The sequence below is a fragment of the Mucilaginibacter sp. OK268 genome (assembly GCF_900103125.1).
Taxonomy (GTDB): domain Bacteria; phylum Bacteroidota; class Bacteroidia; order Sphingobacteriales; family Sphingobacteriaceae; genus Mucilaginibacter.
Genome location: NZ_FNJV01000003.1, coordinates 1 through 18,298 on the forward strand (window position 1 = coordinate 1; position 18,298 = coordinate 18,298).

At 43.2% G+C, this 18,298-nt stretch carries 17 protein-coding genes and 1 pseudogene; 13 read left to right on the forward strand and 5 right to left on the reverse strand.

Going from position 1 to position 18,298, the window contains the following annotated elements:
- Positions 1-183 (forward strand): annotated as a pseudogene (locus BLR84_RS10570) (mannose-1-phosphate guanylyltransferase); the annotation flags it as partial.
- An 81-nt stretch (positions 184-264) separates the two neighbouring features.
- Here BLR84_RS10570 and rlmB read toward each other — a convergent pair.
- Positions 265-1,032: a 23S rRNA (guanosine(2251)-2'-O)-methyltransferase RlmB gene (rlmB, locus tag BLR84_RS10575; protein ID WP_090467750.1), complete on the reverse strand. Its 768-nt coding sequence runs from the start codon at positions 1,030-1,032 to the stop codon at positions 265-267.
- 308 nt (positions 1,033-1,340) lie between these two features.
- Here rlmB and dnaB point away from each other — a divergent pair, with 308 nt between their 5' ends.
- Positions 1,341-2,906: a replicative DNA helicase gene (gene dnaB / locus BLR84_RS10580; protein ID WP_076373174.1), complete on the forward strand. Its 1,566-nt coding sequence runs from the start codon at positions 1,341-1,343 to the stop codon at positions 2,904-2,906.
- A gap of 142 nt (positions 2,907-3,048) precedes the next feature.
- Here the strand turns inward: dnaB and chrA are convergent, their stop codons facing one another.
- Together chrA and BLR84_RS10590 are read right to left on the reverse strand one after the other, a co-directional pair.
- Positions 3,049-4,248, reverse strand: coding sequence for a chromate efflux transporter (chrA, locus tag BLR84_RS10585; protein WP_090467752.1), 1,200 nt, complete (start codon positions 4,246-4,248; stop codon positions 3,049-3,051).
- A 94-nt stretch (positions 4,249-4,342) separates the two neighbouring features.
- Entirely contained in the window at positions 4,343-4,669 is a 327-nt protein-coding gene (locus BLR84_RS10590; protein WP_369829179.1) for a tetratricopeptide repeat protein, read from the reverse strand.
- Positions 4,670-4,729: 60 nt separating this feature from the next.
- Here BLR84_RS10590 and BLR84_RS10595 point away from each other — a divergent pair, with 60 nt between their 5' ends.
- From BLR84_RS10595 to BLR84_RS10610, 4 genes are all read left to right on the forward strand, one after another.
- Positions 4,730-5,467, forward strand: coding sequence for an electron transfer flavoprotein subunit beta/FixA family protein (locus BLR84_RS10595; RefSeq protein ID WP_090467756.1), 738 nt, complete (start codon positions 4,730-4,732; stop codon positions 5,465-5,467).
- A gap of 162 nt (positions 5,468-5,629) precedes the next feature.
- A complete protein-coding gene (locus tag BLR84_RS10600) occupies positions 5,630-6,607 on the forward strand; it encodes an electron transfer flavoprotein subunit alpha/FixB family protein (RefSeq protein ID WP_090467758.1) in 978 nt (325 codons plus the stop codon).
- Between the two features lie 25 nt (positions 6,608-6,632).
- The gene (locus tag BLR84_RS10605; protein ID WP_090469181.1) at positions 6,633-7,235 is read left to right on the forward strand and encodes a bifunctional nuclease family protein; all 603 of its coding nucleotides are present in this window, start codon (positions 6,633-6,635) and stop codon (positions 7,233-7,235) included.
- A 178-nt stretch (positions 7,236-7,413) separates the two neighbouring features.
- Entirely contained in the window at positions 7,414-8,673 is a 1,260-nt protein-coding gene (locus BLR84_RS10610) for a nucleoside permease (protein ID WP_090467759.1), read from the forward strand.
- 100 nt (positions 8,674-8,773) lie between these two features.
- On the opposite strand, the gene BLR84_RS10615 is transcribed toward BLR84_RS10610, so the two are convergent.
- Together BLR84_RS10615 and BLR84_RS10620 are read right to left on the reverse strand one after the other, a co-directional pair.
- The gene (locus tag BLR84_RS10615; protein ID WP_090467761.1) at positions 8,774-9,487 is read right to left on the reverse strand and encodes a ThuA domain-containing protein; all 714 of its coding nucleotides are present in this window, start codon (positions 9,485-9,487) and stop codon (positions 8,774-8,776) included.
- Positions 9,488-9,587: 100 nt separating this feature from the next.
- Positions 9,588-11,297, reverse strand: a complete 1,710-nt coding sequence (locus BLR84_RS10620) for a GMC oxidoreductase (protein WP_090469184.1) — start codon at positions 11,295-11,297, stop codon at positions 9,588-9,590.
- Between the two features lie 237 nt (positions 11,298-11,534).
- Between BLR84_RS10620 and BLR84_RS10625 the strand changes: the two genes are divergently transcribed.
- The 7 genes from BLR84_RS10625 (at position 11,535) to BLR84_RS10655 (ending at position 18,217) form a co-directional block, all read left to right on the forward strand.
- A complete protein-coding gene (locus BLR84_RS10625) occupies positions 11,535-12,365 on the forward strand; it encodes an MOSC domain-containing protein (protein WP_090467763.1) in 831 nt (276 codons plus the stop codon).
- Positions 12,362-12,766, forward strand: a complete 405-nt coding sequence (locus BLR84_RS10630) for a VOC family protein (RefSeq protein ID WP_090467765.1) — start codon at positions 12,362-12,364, stop codon at positions 12,764-12,766. The genes BLR84_RS10625 and BLR84_RS10630 overlap by 4 nt, the downstream gene beginning before the upstream one ends.
- Complete coding sequence (locus BLR84_RS10635) at positions 12,763-13,074, forward strand: Rdx family protein (RefSeq protein WP_090467767.1); 312 nt, start codon at positions 12,763-12,765, stop codon at positions 13,072-13,074. Before BLR84_RS10630 ends, BLR84_RS10635 begins: the two co-directional genes overlap by 4 nt.
- A 137-nt stretch (positions 13,075-13,211) precedes the next feature.
- Positions 13,212-13,646, forward strand: a complete 435-nt coding sequence (locus BLR84_RS10640) for an RrF2 family transcriptional regulator (protein ID WP_090467769.1) — start codon at positions 13,212-13,214, stop codon at positions 13,644-13,646.
- Between the two features lie 232 nt (positions 13,647-13,878).
- The gene (locus tag BLR84_RS10645; RefSeq protein WP_090467771.1) at positions 13,879-15,969 is read left to right on the forward strand and encodes a nitrite/sulfite reductase; all 2,091 of its coding nucleotides are present in this window, start codon (positions 13,879-13,881) and stop codon (positions 15,967-15,969) included.
- A 27-nt stretch (positions 15,970-15,996) separates the two neighbouring features.
- On the forward strand, positions 15,997-17,505 hold the full coding sequence (locus BLR84_RS10650) for a TSUP family transporter (RefSeq protein WP_090467773.1): 1,509 nt from the start codon (positions 15,997-15,999) through the stop codon (positions 17,503-17,505).
- Position 17,506: 1 nt separating this feature from the next.
- Positions 17,507-18,217 (forward strand): phosphoadenylyl-sulfate reductase, encoded by a 711-nt coding sequence (locus BLR84_RS10655; protein WP_090467775.1) that lies wholly within the window; start codon positions 17,507-17,509, stop codon positions 18,215-18,217.
- Positions 18,218-18,298: the final 81 nt, after the last annotated feature.

An 18,298-nucleotide genomic window follows, 5' to 3' on the forward strand; every position in this document is an offset into this window, starting at 1 on the left:
TATGATTCATCCAACTGTATGGTGAATGTACCTGGCGAGAAACTGGTAATACTGCAGGGCTTGCATGATTTTATCGTGGTAGAATCCAACAACACCCTGCTGATCTGTCCGCGAGATCAGGAACAGAATGTAAAACAGGTGGTGGCTGATGTAAAAGCCAAATTTGGTACTAAGTATATTTAGGTTGGTAAGGGGTTGATTGAGTTAATTAGGTGAGTGGTTAAATATATCTAATTCAACTCAATCAACCACTCACTTAATCAACTATTTGACCGCAACACGTTGCCTTATCGCCTCATACAATATCACCCCGGTTGATACAGATACGTTTAATGATTCGATCTCACCAAACATAGGGATCTTGGCCAGGTGGTCTGCTATACGGATGATCTCGTTGCGGATACCGTCCTCTTCCGATCCCATAATAATGGCTGTTGGCGCGGTATAGTCTGGAGCGTAAATGTCTTCTTTAGTTTTTTCGGTACAACACACCAGTTGTAAGCCTGATTCCTGCAAAAATTTTACGGTTTGCATAAAATTATCATGACGGCAAACCGGTATCTTATACAAAGCCCCTGCAGATGTTTTAATAGCATCAGGGTTTATTTGGGCCGAGCCTTTAGCTGGGATAACAATAGCGTGTACACCGGCGCATTCGGCGGTACGGGCAATAGCACCCATGTTACGCACATCGGTAATAGAATCTAAAACAAGTACCAGCGGCACCTCTCCTTTTTCAAATACTTCAGGAATAATGTTTTCGATTTTTTGGTAAGTTATTGGCGAAATAAAGGCTACTGCGCCTTGGTGGTTTTTAGCGGTAAGACGGTTAAGTTTTTCAACCGGTACCTGCTGTGCCGTAATGTTATATTCTGTAAGTAAAGCCTTTAGCTCGTGAGATAGACCTCCGGCAGCTCCCCGCTGAATATATAATGCCTCGATTTCTTTACCCGAAGTAATTGCCTCCATGACCGCCCTGATACCAAAAACCATTTGGTTGCTTTCCCGCTGAGGTCTTGAATTAAATGCCATTTGTAATGATCTGTTTTTCTGCAAAAGTAGCTATATTAATTGATTAAGCACTTATTGAACTGATAACCCTTTTTGGTTTTTTAAAAACTTAGGTAGATAATAGTTAACATTATAAAACTTTATTAACATAGGTTTAAATGTTTGTAAATCAGGGTAACTAATATTTTATTAGTAAGTTATCAACATAGGTGTGTTTATTAAAAAGCTTAAAATTATAACGCTGGATATGATTGTTTTAAAATCTCGATACACTATGTTGATTGAAATGTAGCTCTGCAAAAGTATTTTTTGTATATTTTTGTCGCCTTATGAATTTTGAGAACGATAACCTGCAGAACAAGCCGAACACCAACGACCGCCGGAGCCGAATCACTACCCCGACACCGTATAGCGGGCTGGGGAAACTTCCGCCACAGGCAACCGACCTGGAAGAGGCTGTTTTAGGGGCATTGATGTTGGAAAAAGACGCCCTGTCATCAGTTATCGATATTCTAAACCCCGAAGTTTTTTATCGCGACAATCACCAGAAAATATTTTCGGCTATAAAACAGCTGTTTGAGAAATCTTCTCCGGTGGATATCCTTACTGTTACTGCCGAGTTACGTAAACTGGGCGAACTGGAAATGATCGGTGGCGCTTATTACATTACGGAGTTAACCAGTCGTGTTGCCTCGGCAGCAAATATTGAATTCCACGCCCGTATCATCATTCAAAAATATATCCAGCGCGAATTGATCCGTATATCTACAGATGTTATTCAAAGTGCTTATGAGGATACGTCGGACGTACTGGACCTGTTAGACAGGGCCGAGAAAAACCTTTTTGAAATTGCACAGAATAACCTGCGCCGTGATGCCCGTAAAATGGACGACCTGGTGCATGAGGCTTTAAGAGATATAGAAGCGCTCAAGGATAAAAAAGATGGTCTTACCGGTGTGGCCTCAGGCTTTACCGCACTTGACCGGATGACTTCGGGTTGGCAAAAATCCGATCTGGTTATTATAGCTGCCCGTCCAGCGATGGGTAAAACAGCCTTCGTATTGAGTTGCGCCCGTAATGCCGCTGTTGATTTTGATAAACCGGTAGTAGTTTTCTCACTCGAGATGTCCTCAGTTCAGTTAGTTAATCGTCTAATATCCGGAGAAACCGAAATTGAACAGGAAAAGATCCGTAAAGGAACTTTGGAAGAATGGGAATGGCAACAGATTCACTCCAAGATCGGTCGCCTGGAACAAGCTACGCTAATTATTGATGATACCCCGGCGCTTAACATATTTGAGTTCAGGGCCAAATGCCGCCGTTTAAAGTCGCAGCATGATATTCAGTTGATCATTATTGACTACTTACAGTTGATGCATGGTAAAGGCGAAGGTAAGGCGGGCGGAGGTAACCGTGAGCAGGAAATTGGTAGTATATCAAGGGCCCTAAAATCAGTAGCAAAAGAATTGAACGTACCAGTGATCGCCCTATCGCAATTGAGCCGTGCGGTTGAAACCAGGCCGGGTAACTCCAAAAGGCCAATGCTTTCGGATTTGCGTGAGTCGGGCTCTATTGAGCAGGATGCGGATATGGTACTATTCTTATACCGTCCTGAATACTACGGTTTAACAGAAGATGAAGATGGCAACCCAACCAATAATGTGGGTGAAGTAATTATAGCCAAACACCGTAACGGTGAAACCGGCACAGTACGACTGAAATTTGTGGGTAAATACGTGAAATTTGCCAACCTGGAAGAAAGTATGGACGGCTTCCCTCCTGCTGCTGGTAGCGCATTCTCAGGCCTGGCGCCCTCACAGGATTTTGAAAAGCAAAGTAACTTTATTATCCGCCCATCACGGATGGATGATATTGATGATGAGCCACCATTCTAGCCCCCTACCCCTTTGAAGAGGGAGCTTTTTGATTTGCAATTTACAGATATTAAAATAATAAAGCCCGGCTCTGAAAGGAACCGGGCTTTATTGTTATCCAAAATAAGATTTTCAAAAGTTCCCCCTTCAGGGGGTTAGGGGGCTAAAAGAATATTCCCAGCAGCACCCCGATGATGATAATTACCGGGGTTTTGATTTTGGTGAAGTGCAGCAGTAAAAAAGTGCCTGCCATTAGTCCGTAAGCTATCCAGTTACCGCCAAAGGGCCGTACCAGTAAAATAAAGGCCGTGGCCATAAAACCTACCGCTACTGCGTTAATACCACTTAGTGAGTTTTTAATACGGGTTATTTTTTTCAGGTCTTCCCAAAACGGCACAATAAATAGTATGAGTATCAAGCCGGGTGTATTTACCCCTATAACCGCTACAATACTGCCGATGATCTGTCCGCCAATGCCATATCCTTTGTTACCTAAGGTGATACCTCCCAAAAATGAGGTAAAGGAGAACGTTGGCCCAGGGAGTGCTTGTTGTAGGGCATAACCAGAAAGGAACTCTGAATTGCTGAGATAATGCTTAACCTCTACAAACTCGGTATACATCAGGGGCACCATTACCTGCCCGCCGCCAAATATCAGTATACCGTTACGGTAAAAGTTCTCAAATAAACGAATAGGCAAGCTAAATGGTGAGGTTTGATTAATAATGGCACCCAGAGCAGCAAAGAATAACAAGATACCAATAAAATAAGCCACTTTATTAGGGTTTACATTGGAGTATAGCTTAACACGTAACTCGTTTTCCTGTGGCTGCGTTTCCATAGCTGAAGATATGATACCACCCAATAAAACCAATAATGGAAACGCATAGGCGTTTTGCAGAATAAGTGTGGCAATGAAAGATGCGATGGCAAGCATTGTACTTACCCGGGTTTTTAGGAACCGGTTCGCAAAACTGTAGGTTGCATAAGCCACAATACCTACAGCCATGGGTTGTATATAAGTAATGATGTGGGTAAACTGGGCACGATTAGCAAACATTTTATAGCTGATAGCAGCCATAGCCATGATGGCGGCCGAAGGTAATATCCATATCAAGAAAGTAATAAGAGCCAGCCTCAGCCCTCCTACTTTCCAGGCTATACCCACCAGGGTTTGGGTTGACGATGGCCCGGGCAAAACTTGCGATAGCGCATTAAGCTCCATCAGTTCGTCCTCGGTAATATAGTGTCGCTTTTCAACAAATTCGCGCAATAACACGGCTATATGTGCCTGCGGGCCGCCAAAAGCCGTAAACGTATAGATCAATACATCGCGAAGAAATAGAAGGTGCCGTTTTTTCATTAATTAGTTCATAGTTGATGGTTCATTGTTCATAGTGAAAAGTAAATGATATAATGCTAAAACCAAGAACTATCAACTATGATCTATGAACTATTTAATAGTCATCATCGTCTTCTTCTATGCCTTTGGCCTGCCGGTAAACGGCTTGCAATTCCGAAAACGCATGATTGTCGCGCTTCTGTTTGGCTATGGTCATGCCGTTTTCGTAGGTGGTTATGGCATCCGGTTTACGGTTCAATGCCTCATATAATTTACCTAAATGATAATAAGTGCCCACATAACCAGGATGATTTGTCACCAGGTCTTCATAATAAGTTAATGCCTTATCTGCCTGATTCAGACGTAGATATTCGGTAGCGAGGGCGTATTTTAAAAATTCGTCCTCCGGTTCATTCTTTATAAATTCTAATAGCTTATCCAATCTGCTCAACTCCATTTTAAACTCTATCTTTTTTAATTAAATTTGCAAAAACCTATTGATATGAAGATCTTGGTATGTGTAAGTAATGTTCCTGATACCACCACAAAAATAACCTTTACTGATAATAACACCCAATTTAATACAAATGGTGTTCAATTTATATTAAACCCTTATGATGAGATAGCGCTTTCACGTGCTATTGAGTTAACTGATGGCGGTAAAGGGTCTGTAACGGTTATCAATGTTGGTGAAGTAAATACAGAGGCCACAATCCGCAAAGCGCTGGCCATTGGCGCTACAGACGCGGTGCGTGTAAACACCAAACCTCACGATGCCTGGTATGTAGCTTACCAAATAGCCGAGTATGTGAAAGCCAATCCATTCGACCTTATTTTAACCGGCCGCGAATCTATTGACTACAATGGATCAAAAGTAGCAGGTATGTTGGGCGAACTACTCGATCTACCCTCAGTATCCATTATTAAAAAGCTCGATGCGGCCGATAAAGAGGCTACCGTTGAACGGGAGATTGAAGGCGGCAAAGAGATCCTGACCATTCCCTACCCCTTTGTGGCTGGTACTGCAGAAGGTGTGGCTGAGCCTAAAATACCTAATATGCGCGGTATTATGTCGGCCCGTACCAAACCACTGGCTGTTATTGAACCGGTTGAAGTAAAAACATATTCGGAAGTGCTTAGCTATGAAACCCTTGCCCCTCGCGGACAAGTGAAGCTGGTACCTGCTGATGATACCGCCAAACTGGTGGAGCTTTTGCACACCGAAGCGCGTGTTATTTAATTAATTCAAACAGAGAATCTAGAGGCGAGAATCAAGAATTAAGACCGGAAAAATGCAAAAGATGAGAAAGTTTAAAAATATAGTTAAATATAACAAGGTTTTTTTTCTTGATTCTTGGTTCTTGACTCCTGATTCTGATAACTCATAACCTATTTCAAATATATGTCAGTTTTAATATATGCGGAAAATGCCGGCGGTAAATTCAAAAAGTCAATTTTTGAAGCAGTTACCTATGCCCGTGCCATTGCCGATCAAAATAACACCAACCTGGTTGCCATTTCCATCGGCGATGTTAGCAAAGATGAATTGGCTGCTTTAGGTAAATACGGCGCCGAAAAAGTGCTGAACGTATCTGGCGATAAACTCAAGAATTTTGTGAACCAGGCTTATGCCTCTATCATTGCCGAAGCCGCGAAAAAACAAGATGCCAATATTGTGGTATTATCCAATACCTTCTCTGGTCGTGGTTTAGCGCCTAGGTTAGGCATAAAATTACAAGCTGGAGTTGCCGATGGCGCGGTAGCACTGCCAGAACAAAATGGTGGTAAATTCACTATCAAGAAAACAGCGTTCTCGGGCAAGGCATTCGCTATTGTGGAGTTAACATCTGCCAACAAGGTTATCGCCCTGGTACCCAACTCTTATAAAGTTGTGGAGACCGGTGGAACTGCGCAGGTAGAAGATTTTGCTGCTGAAACCAAAGATTCAGATTTTAAAGCGATGATCAAAGAGATCGTTCGTTCTACCGATAAAATATCCCTGCCCGATGCGGAAATTGTTGTTTCTGCCGGTCGTGGCCTCAAAGGCCCCGAAAACTGGGGTATGGTAGAAGAGCTTGCCGAACTGCTTGGCGCAGCCACAGCGTGCTCAAAACCGGTATCAGACGCCGGGTGGCGCCCGCATAGCGAACACGTTGGTCAGACAGGTATAGCTGTCAGTCCAAATTTGTATATTGCGATAGGAATTTCAGGTGCAATACAACACCTGGCAGGCATCAGTTCTTCAAAAGTTATTGTGGTCATCAACAAAGATCCGGAGGCTCCCTTTTTCAAAGTGGCAGATTACGGCATCGTTGGCGACGCATTTGAAGTTGTGCCGCAATTAATAGCAGCCGTTAAAGAATATAAAGCTTCAGCATAAATTATAAGGTGCGATGGGTAATAACATGAAAAAAATTAAGCTGGATATTGTAGGGTTATCATATAGTCAGACACAATCGGGCGCTTATGCTTTAGTTTTAGGCGAGGTAAGCGGTCGACGACGGCTCCCTATCATTATCGGCAGCTTTGAAGCGCAGGCCATAGCTATCGAGATAGAGAAAATGACCCCAAGCCGCCCGCTTACGCATGATCTGTTCAAGAGTTTCGCGCAGGCTTACCAGATCGAAGTGCAGGAGATCATCATTTATAACCTGGTCGACGGTATATTCTACTCCAAACTCATCTGCAATGATGGTAAACGTACTGTCGAGATCGATGCCCGCACATCTGACGCCATAGCGGTAGCTGTACGGTTTGATTGCCCTATTTTTACCTTTGAGTTTATCCTCTCCACCGCAGGTATTGTAATTGAAGGCAACGATTTTGTTTATCTCGAAAATATCAATGAAACCCAGGAAGAAAAATCTGTAGGTACAGCGGTAGGCAGCGGATTTGCATCATTAAGTATCGACGAGCTTAAAACCAAGCTACAGGAAGCGCTTGCAGAAGAATCATACGAAAAGGCCGCGAAAATCCGCGATGAATTAAACAAGCGTAAGGCATCTTAAGCATAAACACATAAATGCGATGTCAAAACTTATCTGGCAATCGTTTTGTTTTGAAAATCAATTATTAGACAAATGTAATTTTAGAAAAACCACGTTTTATAGTTTTTTGATTTACATTAATTTCACTACTTTCCGTTTTTTATTTAACACTGATTTTATTATTTAAACCAGGCACCGTATGAGTATTAAGTTTCGCTTAATAGTGATGAATTTTATGCAGTATTTTATATGGGGTTCATGGCTGCTTACTATCGGCGTATACTGGTTTCAAAATAAACACTGGTCGGGCGAACACTTCGGCGCCATTTTTTCAACCATGGGTATCTCGGCTATTTTTATGCCTGCCCTTACCGGGATTATTGCCGACCGCTTTGTAAATGCCGAAAAACTATATGGACTAATGCACATCTTAGGGGCAATTACCTTATTTTCCCTTCCGCTTGTAACCAATCCGTTTACTTTTTTTTGGATTATGCTGTTGAATATGGTCTTTTATATGCCAACCTTGTCATTATCCATAACTGTGGCTTTTTCAGCGTTAAAAAACAGTAATACCGATATCGTAAAAGATTACCCGCCTATCCGGATATGGGGAACTATCGGCTTTATTGCCGCGTTGTGGACGGTAAGTCTCACCCATAACGAAACCTCTGCCAATCAATTTTATATTGCTTCGGCCATGGCGCTTACCTTAGGTATATATTCATTTACGTTACCCAAGGCCCCTCCGCTTTTAGGCAAGGTTGCTAATAAATCGTTCGTGGAATCATTGGGTTTAAAAGCCTTCACTTTATTCAAAGTACCAAAGTTTACTATATTTTTTGCTTTCTCCCTACTATTAGGTGCGGCCTTACAGCTTACAAATGCTTATGGTGATACCTATATCCATGACTTTGCGACAGTACCGGCTTATAAGGATACTATAGCGGTGAAATATCCAGCCATTATTATGTCGATATCCCAGATTTCCGAGACATTGTTCATCCTGGCTATTCCATTTTTCCTGCGCAGATTCGGTATCAAGTATGTCATGTTGTTCAGTATGCTGGCCTGGGTGTTAAGATTTGGTCTTTTTGCTTTTGGCGATCCTGCCGGCGGATTATGGATGATCGTTGGATCATGTATCGTTTATGGTATGGCATTCGATTTCTTTAATATATCGGGGTCTTTATTTGTTGAAACGCAGGCGGCTCCGGAAATACGGGCCAGCGCCCAGGGACTTTTTATGATGATGGTGAACGGTTTTGGCGCCTTTTTTGGGAGTATCGGAAGCGGATATATTATTGATAAATTTTTCACCCATGCCGATCATAGTAAAGACTGGCACGGCATCTGGCTTACTTTTGCGGCTTATGCCTTAGTTATAGCAATTATCTTCCCGTTTGTATTCCGGTATAAACACAACGCGGCATTAAAACATGCCATTGCACACGCTTAAAACAATTGTCTGAATCAGAATTTACAGAATTTGAAAATTAACAGAATGCTATCGCGTTATTCTGAAAATCCTTAAATTCTGTAAATTCTGATTCAGACGACTATTTCTTACCGATCGCGTATTGTATCCCGCCCAACAGATGTTTCAGATATAAAGGATCAGCGTATGATTCATCGGTGTGGCCCAACTCGGTGTAAAAAGCTCTGCCGCCATCAAAACTATGATACCAGGCCATGGGATGATTATCGCCATTTTCGCCGCCGGTATAGCTTTTCTCATCTATTTTGATCAGTACATGCAAATCGTCGGCTATCCATTTATAGTTATACCACTCATCCCAGCGTTTCCAGGTTTCGGGCAGATGTTTGGTGGCTATAAAACTACGGTCGACCACATTAAGCGTAGCTTCCTGCTGCTTGGGGTGACTTTTAAAATAAGCACCTACTAGCTTGCCGTACCATGGCCAGTCGTATTCAGTGTCTGTAGCAGCATGTACACCCACAAAACCACCGCCAGCTTTTATATATTGTTCAAAGGCGGTTTGTTGGGTATCATCCAGTACGTTGCCGGTGGTGCTTAAAAATATCACAGCGGCATATTGCTTTAAATTAGTTGAGGTAAACTTTCCGGCATCTGTGGTACTGTCCACATCAAAATTATTCTCCTGCCCCAGTTTTATAATGGCCGGTACACCAGCAGCAATAGAGTTATGATGAAAGCCCGCGGTTTTGCAAAAGATAAGCACTTTGGTTTTTGATTTTGCATAAAGCAGCGTAGTGCCCAGTAGTAAATAAATAAAAAATAGTTTTTTCATAGACAATTTTTATTGTAGAGACACATCACATGTGTCTCTTGGTTATATATTTTGAAAATAATTATCAGGAGACACATGTGATGTGTCTCTACAACTTGCGCTAAATATTCCCCTTCTTCAATTCTCCAACAGCAAAATTAGCGGCACGGGCGGTTAGTGCCATATAAGTTAAGGACGGGTTTTGGCAGGCAGATGATGTCATGGCTGCACCATCGGTACAGAACACATTTTTAGCATCCCACACCTGGTTATGCGCGTTTAAAACAGAGGTTTTAGGATCAAGCCCCATGCGGGCTGTACCCATTTCGTGGATCCCATCGCCTACATTATGGCCGCGGTCGTGTGTTTTTACATTTTTAACACCGGCGCTTTCCAGCATTTCTTTGGCTTCTTTTACAATATCAACTCGCATTTTATGCTCATTGTCTCTGATAATGGCATCCATAGCTAAAATAGGCAGCCCCCATTTGTCCTTCCGTGTTTTATCCAGGGTGATCTTGTTATCATGATAAGGCAGCAATTCACCAAAACCACCAATACCTATCTCCCAGCCTCCAGGTTCGGTTATGGCATCCTTATACTGTGCGCCGATGTTCAGCTCCGCTATTTCCCGGCTCCAGCCCGAACGGCTTGCCGCGCCCTGGTAGCCAAAGCCTCGCAGGTAGTCGCGCTTGTCGCCAAATAAATTGGCAAATCTTACCACATAAATGCCATTGGCACGGCGACCGTAGTAATATTTATCTTCAAAACCCTCCACATGGCCAGATGCGCCCAGGTTATAATGATGATCCATAATATTATGCCCCAATTCGCCGCTGCTACTGCCCAGTCCATCGTGCCAAACATCTGTGGCCGAATTCATCAGTACCCAGGCACTGTTTAAAGCCGAGGCGTTCAGGAATACGATCTTGGCGTAATACTCATAGGTTTGGTTGGTTTCTGCATCAAGCACCTCAACACCGGTGGCCTTTTGGGTATCCTTATCGTACAATATTTTAGTTACTATGGAGTATGGTCTAACGGTTAAATTACCAGTGGCCAAAGCGGCAGGTAAGGTTGAGGATTGTGTGCTAAAATATCCACCAAAAGGACATCCTTCCCAGCAACGGTTCCGGAACTGGCATTTGGTACGACCAGGTATAGCCGCTGTAAGATTAGCCACACGACCGATGATCATGTGCCTGTTACCATTATAATTCTTTTTTAGACGAGCGGCTACGTCCTTTTCTACCCAGTTCATATCCATTGGCGGCAGGTACTGTCCATCGGGTAATTGCTCCAAACCTTCTAATGAACCACTTATGCCGGCAAATTTCTCTACATGATCATACCAGGGTGCAAGGTCTTTATAACGGATAGGCCAGTCAATTGCCCAGCCATCTTTAGCATTGGCCTCAAAATCATGATCGCTCCAGCGGTAGCTTTGCCTTCCCCACAAAATTGAACGGCCACCTAACTGGTATGACCGCCACCAGTTAAAGGGTTTTACCTCAGTATAAGGAGCATCCTGCTCATTAGCCCAATAATCCATGATAGGCTCATAGGCACCCCATCCGCGTGATATTACCGGTCTAACTTTTCGTTCGGCCTGCGTTGGGCTGCCCCGATGTGGCATATCCCAGGGATTGTTGTTGGCGCTTTTATAATCCTTGATGTGCTCAAAATTGCGACCGCGCTCCAGCATAATGGTTTTCAGGCCTTTTTCGGTTAATTCCTTAGCCGCCCAGCCGCCGCTTATACCCGAGCCAACAACTATGGCATCATAGGTATTATCGGCTTTAGCCTTGCCGCTTACATTGTTTAATGGCATGATTTCAGTAATATTAAAGGTTTGTTTTGCAATTGGATAAACAATAATATCAATTAAAATCAAACAAAGCAATGAAGTAGGCAATAAAAAACAATCGATTGTAATTATGTGGTTACAATGGCATTTAAATAAATGCCCCGCTATTATCATACAGATCACATATATTTTATATTCCGATGGGTTCAATCTATAAAACAACGGCGGTTTTCTTATTTTTACGACTCTTACCCCCTACCAATGCTTACTATAAGTGAACTATATATTTATCCCATCAAATCATTAGGAGGCATATCCTTATCCTACGCCGAGGTTACCGATCGTGGTTTAAAATATGACAGGCGCTGGATGCTGGTTGACGAACAAAACCGTTTCCTTACCCAACGGGAATATCCGCAAATGGCTTTATTAAAGGTACAGATTGAAAGCGATGGCCTATTGGTTACCCATCATTTGAACGGATCGGTTATAATCCCATTTGAACAGTACGATCCGGGTAAGCAGGAAGTAGTTATCTGGGACGATACCTGTGCGGGTGTATTTGTTGATCTGGAACTTGATAATTGGTTTAGCGCGGCCCTTGGGATAAAATGCCGGTTGATTCATATGCCTGAAGAAACCCACCGTGAGGTAGATCAGCGGTACGCACGCGAAGGCATGATCACTTCTTTTGCCGACGCTTATCCTTTTTTGATGATCGGTCAGGCCTCCCTTGATGATCTGAACAATCGCATGGCTGAACCTTTGCCGATGGACAGGTTCAGGCCCAATATTGTTTTTACAGGTGGTGATGCTTTTGATGAGGACCTGATGAACCATATACAAATAGCCGGCATTGATTTTTATGGAGCTAAACTTTGCGCACGCTGTGTACTCACCACCATCGATCAGCAAACCGCGGTAAAAGCCAAAGAACCTTTAAAAACACTGGCCAAATATCGTTTAATGAATAATAAGATATTGTTTGGGCAAAATTTAGTTCATGAAGGTACAGGCATTATTACCGTTGGCGATACTTTAAACGTACTAAGTACCCATACCCAAGAGCGATTTATAGTACCTCAGAAATGAAAAGGCATATTGCACATATTGCTTTAATAGTGGCTGATTATGATGACGCCATCGCTTTTTACACCCAAAAGCTTGGTTTTATATTATTAGAGGATACCGTTTTAAGTGAAACTAAAAGATGGGTGCTAATAGCTCCCGCTGAAAATTCACAGTGTACTATTTTGCTGGCAAAGGCTGCCAATGATGAGCAAAAGCAGGCCATTGGCAATCAATCGGGTAAACGGGTGTTCCTGTTTTTATATACCGACGATTTCTGGCGGGATCACAAGGAGATGACAGCCAAGGGCGTCAACTTTGTACGGCCACCGGTTAAAGAAGAATATGGTACGGTTGCTGTTTTTGAAGATCTTTACGGTAATTTGTGGGATCTAATACAATCATCTGAACATAAAACAATATGAAACCAACCATCACCATTGAATATTGCCCCAAATGTAACTGGATGATGCGCGCTGCTTATATGGCCCAGGAACTGCTCACTACTTTTACAGATGATGTTTATGGCGTAACCCTGCATCCAAGCGAAACAAGCGGCAAATATACCATTAGCGTTAATGACACGGTATTGTTCGACAGAAAAGAACAGGGACGCTTCCCTGAAATCAAGGAATTAAAGCAACTGGTGCGCGATAAAGTGAATCCGGATAAGAGTTTAGGGCACTCTGAAAAAGAGAGGCAAGAATCAAGAACCAAGAGTCAAGACGAATAATGGTGATGGATTAACTATCCTCCTTGTCCTGATTCTTGACTCTTATTTCTTGATTCTATACTCTATACAAGTATCCTATAGTATTACTGGATATTTTTATTTATAATTGTGTACCTTTGTTAGTTTTATTTTAAAAAATGCTATCTAAAAAAACTAAATACGCAATTAAGGCATTAGTGATCCTGGGTAAGAACATGGATCAACCACCAATGCAGATTTCAAAGATCGCCGAGGCCGAACGTATCCCCAAGAAATTCCTGGAGCAAATACTATTGGATCTGCGTAACGCCGGTTTCCTGTACAGTAAAAAAGGCGCGGGTGGTGGCTACAGTTTGAACCGCGACCCAAAAGATATTTACTTAGTGAGCATTATGCGTATCACCGACGGTCCTATTGCAATGGTACCTTGCGCCAGTCTTAATTTTTATCACAAATGCGATGAGTGCCACCAGGAAACTACCTGTGGCATCCGCGATGTATTTGTTGATGTGCGCGATGCTACCTTAAAAATCCTGAGCGAGACCAGCATAGCCGATATCATCTCCCGCGAACAGACGCTTATTCATACTTAAAAAATCTCACCAAACTGTAAAAAGGCAACTTTTTTCAATTAAATTCTACCATTTCCCTATAGTATGTATATATTTGGGGAATGAATACCCTCAACAGGACTATTTACTGCAAAAATCTGATGTGTTATTGCGTGAGAGACAATAAGGCCAGGCTATAATTTTTGTATTAACCATATACGCCTCTTTAGCCTAAGCCAAAGAGGCTTTTTTATAATTGATTAAACGATAAGATATGCAAAGCTTCAGAACGGAACTGGAGAACCCGATAGTTGAGAAAGATATTATTGATCTTGAAAAAAAGATCAGGGCTTTTCGTGAAGGCAAGATCCACGACGAAAAGTTCAGAAGCTTACGCCTGGCCCGTGGTATTTACGGTCAGCGACAGCCGGGTGTGCAAATGGTGCGTATTAAACTGCCATTTGGCAAAGTTACTTTCAAACAGCTGCTGCGCATTGCCGAAATATCTGATGAATACGGAAGCCGTAACCTGCACCTTACCACCCGTCAGGATATCCAGATCCATTATGTGAGCCTGGAACGCACACCTGAACTTTGGGCCAAGTTGGAGCAGGATGATATTACCCTGCGCGAAGCCTGTGGTAATACCGTTAGAAACGTGACCGCCTCCCCTGCTTCGGGTATCGATCCGCAGGAACCATTTGATGTTTCACCTTATGCGCATGCTACATTTGAATATTTCTTGCGTAACCCGGTTTGCCAGGAAATGGGCCGCAAATTCAAGATATCTTTTTCCTCAAGCGATGCTGATACCGCTTTTTCTTACATTCACGATATCGGCGTTATCCCCAAACTGAAAAGCAATGGTGAGCGCGGCTTTAAAGTGCTTTTAGGCGGTGGCTTAGGTGCACAGCCCATACTGGCCAATATCGTAGAAGAGTTTTTACCAGAAGATCAGCTGATCCCTTATATTGAAGCTATTATCCGTGTATTCGACCGTTATGGCGAACGCAATAACCGCAATAAGGCTCGCATGAAATACCTGATCCAAAAAATTGGATTGGAAGAGGTTTTACGCCTGGCCGAGATCGAAAGAACAGCCATCAAAGTAAAAAGCTATAAAATTGACCGTGATGCGGTTCCACAACCTGCCCTTCCAGAAGAAACTGCTTTTGCTGAGGTAAGCATCAGCAATCCTTTCCGTTATGAGCAATGGCTGGCTACCAACGTATTTGAACAGAAGCAAAAAGGTTTTTATGGTGTATACATCAAAGTTCCGGTTGGTGATATCTCCTCAGATACCGCCCGTGAACTGGTAAAAGTTTTACAGCGATTGGTTGCCGACGAGATCCGCGTTACCCAGAACCAGGGTTTATTATTAAAATTTGCCCGCAAAGAAGCATTGCCTGCCTTATATGAAGGCTTGGCTAAGCTTGAACTTGCTGCTCTCGGTTTCGATAGCGTAGCCGATGTAACCACCTGCCCTGGTACTGATACCTGCAACCTGGGTATCTCCAACAGTATGACCATGGCTCGCGTATTGGAAGACCTCATTTACAACGAATACGAAGATTTTATTTATAACCGCGATATCAAGATAAAAATTAGCGGCTGTATGAACTCCTGCAGTCAGCATGGTTTGGCGCATATTGGTTTTCATGGCAGCTCGCTTAAAGCAGGTACAAAAGTATTGCCGTCTGTACAGGTAATGCTGGGTGGTGGCACTGTTGGCGACGGCATTGGTCGTGCTGCCGACAGAGTGATCAAAGTGCCATCAAAAAGGGCTACCGATGTTCTGAGAACCCTGCTCGATGATTATAAAACACTTTCGACAGAAGGCGAACTTTACAACGACTATTACGACAGACAAGGCAAAGACTATTTTTATCGCCTGCTAAAACCCCTTGCCGATCTCACAACCCTTACCAATGATGAGTTTGTTGACTGGGGGCACCAGGAAACTTTTGTTACCGCTATTGGCGTTGGCGAATGTGCCGGTGTGATTATCGACCTGGTAGCTACCTTGCTGTATGAGTCGGAAGAGAAACTGGGCTGGGCCAATCAATCGTTCCAGGCTGGTGCATGGTCTGATGCTATTTATCATTCTTATAATACCCTGTTAAGCTCGGCTAAAGCATTATTGCTTGATAAAAGTGTGAATACCAGCACCCAGGCTGCGGTTATCCGTGAGTTTGATGCCAACTATGTAGAAAAAGGCGAATTTGATATAGAAGGCAGCTTTAACGATCTGGTATTACAGATCAATCAGCATGAGCCTTCAGAAGAGTTTGCTACTGCTTACTTAGCTCAGGCCACTGCCTTTTTAGAAAAAAGTAAAGCAAAAAGAGAGGCTTTGGTACAATAATGAAAGTCGTTCAAATTATAGTAAACCATGACATTATTGCCCAAGGATAGCAGCATAGCCAAGGTTCAGAACCAGGATACCGGGGGCAATCAATTGTTTCCCGTGTTTTTAAAGCTGAACGACCTGCATACCGTACTGGTAGGCGGTGGCAATGTAGGTTTGGAAAAACTGACCGCTATTTTAAACAATAGTCCACTGGCAAAAGTAACCGTAATATCCCGCGATTTTTTACCGGAAGTACATGAACTGGCTTCACAATATGAAGGCCTAACCATCATACAAAAATCATTTGCCGACGAAGACCTGAATGATGCAGAGGTAGTGATTGCCGCTACTAACGATAGCGATCTGAATAAATACATCCGTCAGGCAGCCCACGACCGCAAGTTGCTCATCAATGTGGCTGATAAACCCGATCTTTGCGATTTTTACCTGGCATCTATCGTTCAGAAAGGAGATCTGAAGCTGGCGATATCTACCAACGGTAAATCGCCAACCATAGCCAAACGTTTAAAGGAGGTGCTGAATGAAAGTATCCCCGACGAACTGGATACCACGTTGCAACAAATGAGCGAGCTCCGTAACACCCTTACCGGTGATTTTGCTGACAAGGTTAAAACTTTAAATAAAGTAACCTCGGTACTGGTAGAGCCTAAAATAACCGTTAACAAGAATTTTATCTGGCTCATCTGGTCAACCATTATTATATCCATAGCTGTTGTTATAGCCGCTTTATACTACCGGGAGCCACAATTTAAATTATTTGTAGAGGGTGTGCCCCCGCAGTTCTATTACTTTTTAGGAGCAGGTTTCCTGTTCGCCCTCATTGATGGGGCTATAGGCATGTCTTATGGTGTTACCTCTACTACGTTTTCATTGTCAATGGGTATCCCGCCGGCTTCGGCCAGTATGGGTGTCCACTTGTCAGAAATTATGAGCTGCGGTATTGCCGGCTGGATGCACTATCGCATGGGTAACATCAACTGGAAGCTATTTAAACTCCTGGTGATACCGGGCATCATTGGCGCTGTTACCGGTGCTTATTTATTGTCATCATTAGAGCATTACAGTCAGTATACCAAGCCGGTAGTGTCTTTATATACATTGATACTTGGGTTGGTGATCCTCTCAAAGGCATTCAATGTTAAACGCAAAAGATCAGCCGATAAGGTTAAACGTATTTCGCTACTAGGTTTAGGAGGTGGCTTTATTGATGCGGTTGGCGGCGGCGGCTGGGGATCTATCGTGTTATCAACCCTGATAGCTGGCGGTCGTAGTCCGCGTTTTTCATTGGGTACGGTAAAATTGTCCAGGTTCTTTGTGGCCATCATGGGTTCTTTAACCTTCATCAGCATGGTGAACAGCGACCATTGGCCTGCGGTAGCCGGTTTAATATTGGGCAGCGCGCTGGCATCACCTATCGCCGCCCGTATCTCTAATAAAATATCAACAAAAACCATCATGGTTTCTGTGGGCATTATCGTGATACTGGTGAGTATCAAATCGATAGTTGCCTTTATTACAAAGGTTTTGTAACATGAGCAAAGTAGTTCAACATATCAAAGATATTACCGCGGGTTTGGCGCCTGCGGAAGCCTTGGCTAAACTGGCAGAGCTGTTTCCCGGCGAAATTGTATTCTCTACCAGCTTTGGCTGGGAAGATCAGGCCATCAGTCACATGATATTTGCCAATAACTTACCGATCAAAGTTTTTACTTTAGAAACCGGTCGTCTTTTCCGTGAGACGTATTCGGTATGGAGCAGTACCATGGACAGGTATAAACAACCTATTCACGCCTATTACCCCGACCGCGACCTGCTGGAAGAAATGGTGAATAAAAAAGGGCCTAACAGCTTTTATGAGTCCGTAGAGAACCGTAAAGAGTGCTGTGGTATCCGGAAGATAGAGCCATTGAAACGCGCGCTGAAAGGCAACAAACTTTGGATCACCGGTATCCGTGCCGATCAATCTGCTAATCGCCATGACATGGAAAATGTAGAATGGGACGAACAAAACCTGCTGGCCAAGTTCCACCCTATTTTCGACTGGACATTGGACGATGTAAAAGCTTACATCAAACAATATAACATCCCGTATAACTCATTGCACGATAAAGGTTTCCCAAGTATTGGCTGTATGCCCTGCACACGTGCCGTTGCCGAAGGCGAAGATTTTCGCGCCGGCCGCTGGTGGTGGGAAGATCAATCCAAAAAAGAATGCGGATTGCATGAGGTGAAACAGCATTAATAATACACTTTTCAAGTTATGCCAAAAGCCGTATGATCGATTGATCATACGGCTTTTGATTTTAAGGAAATTTTTTAATGA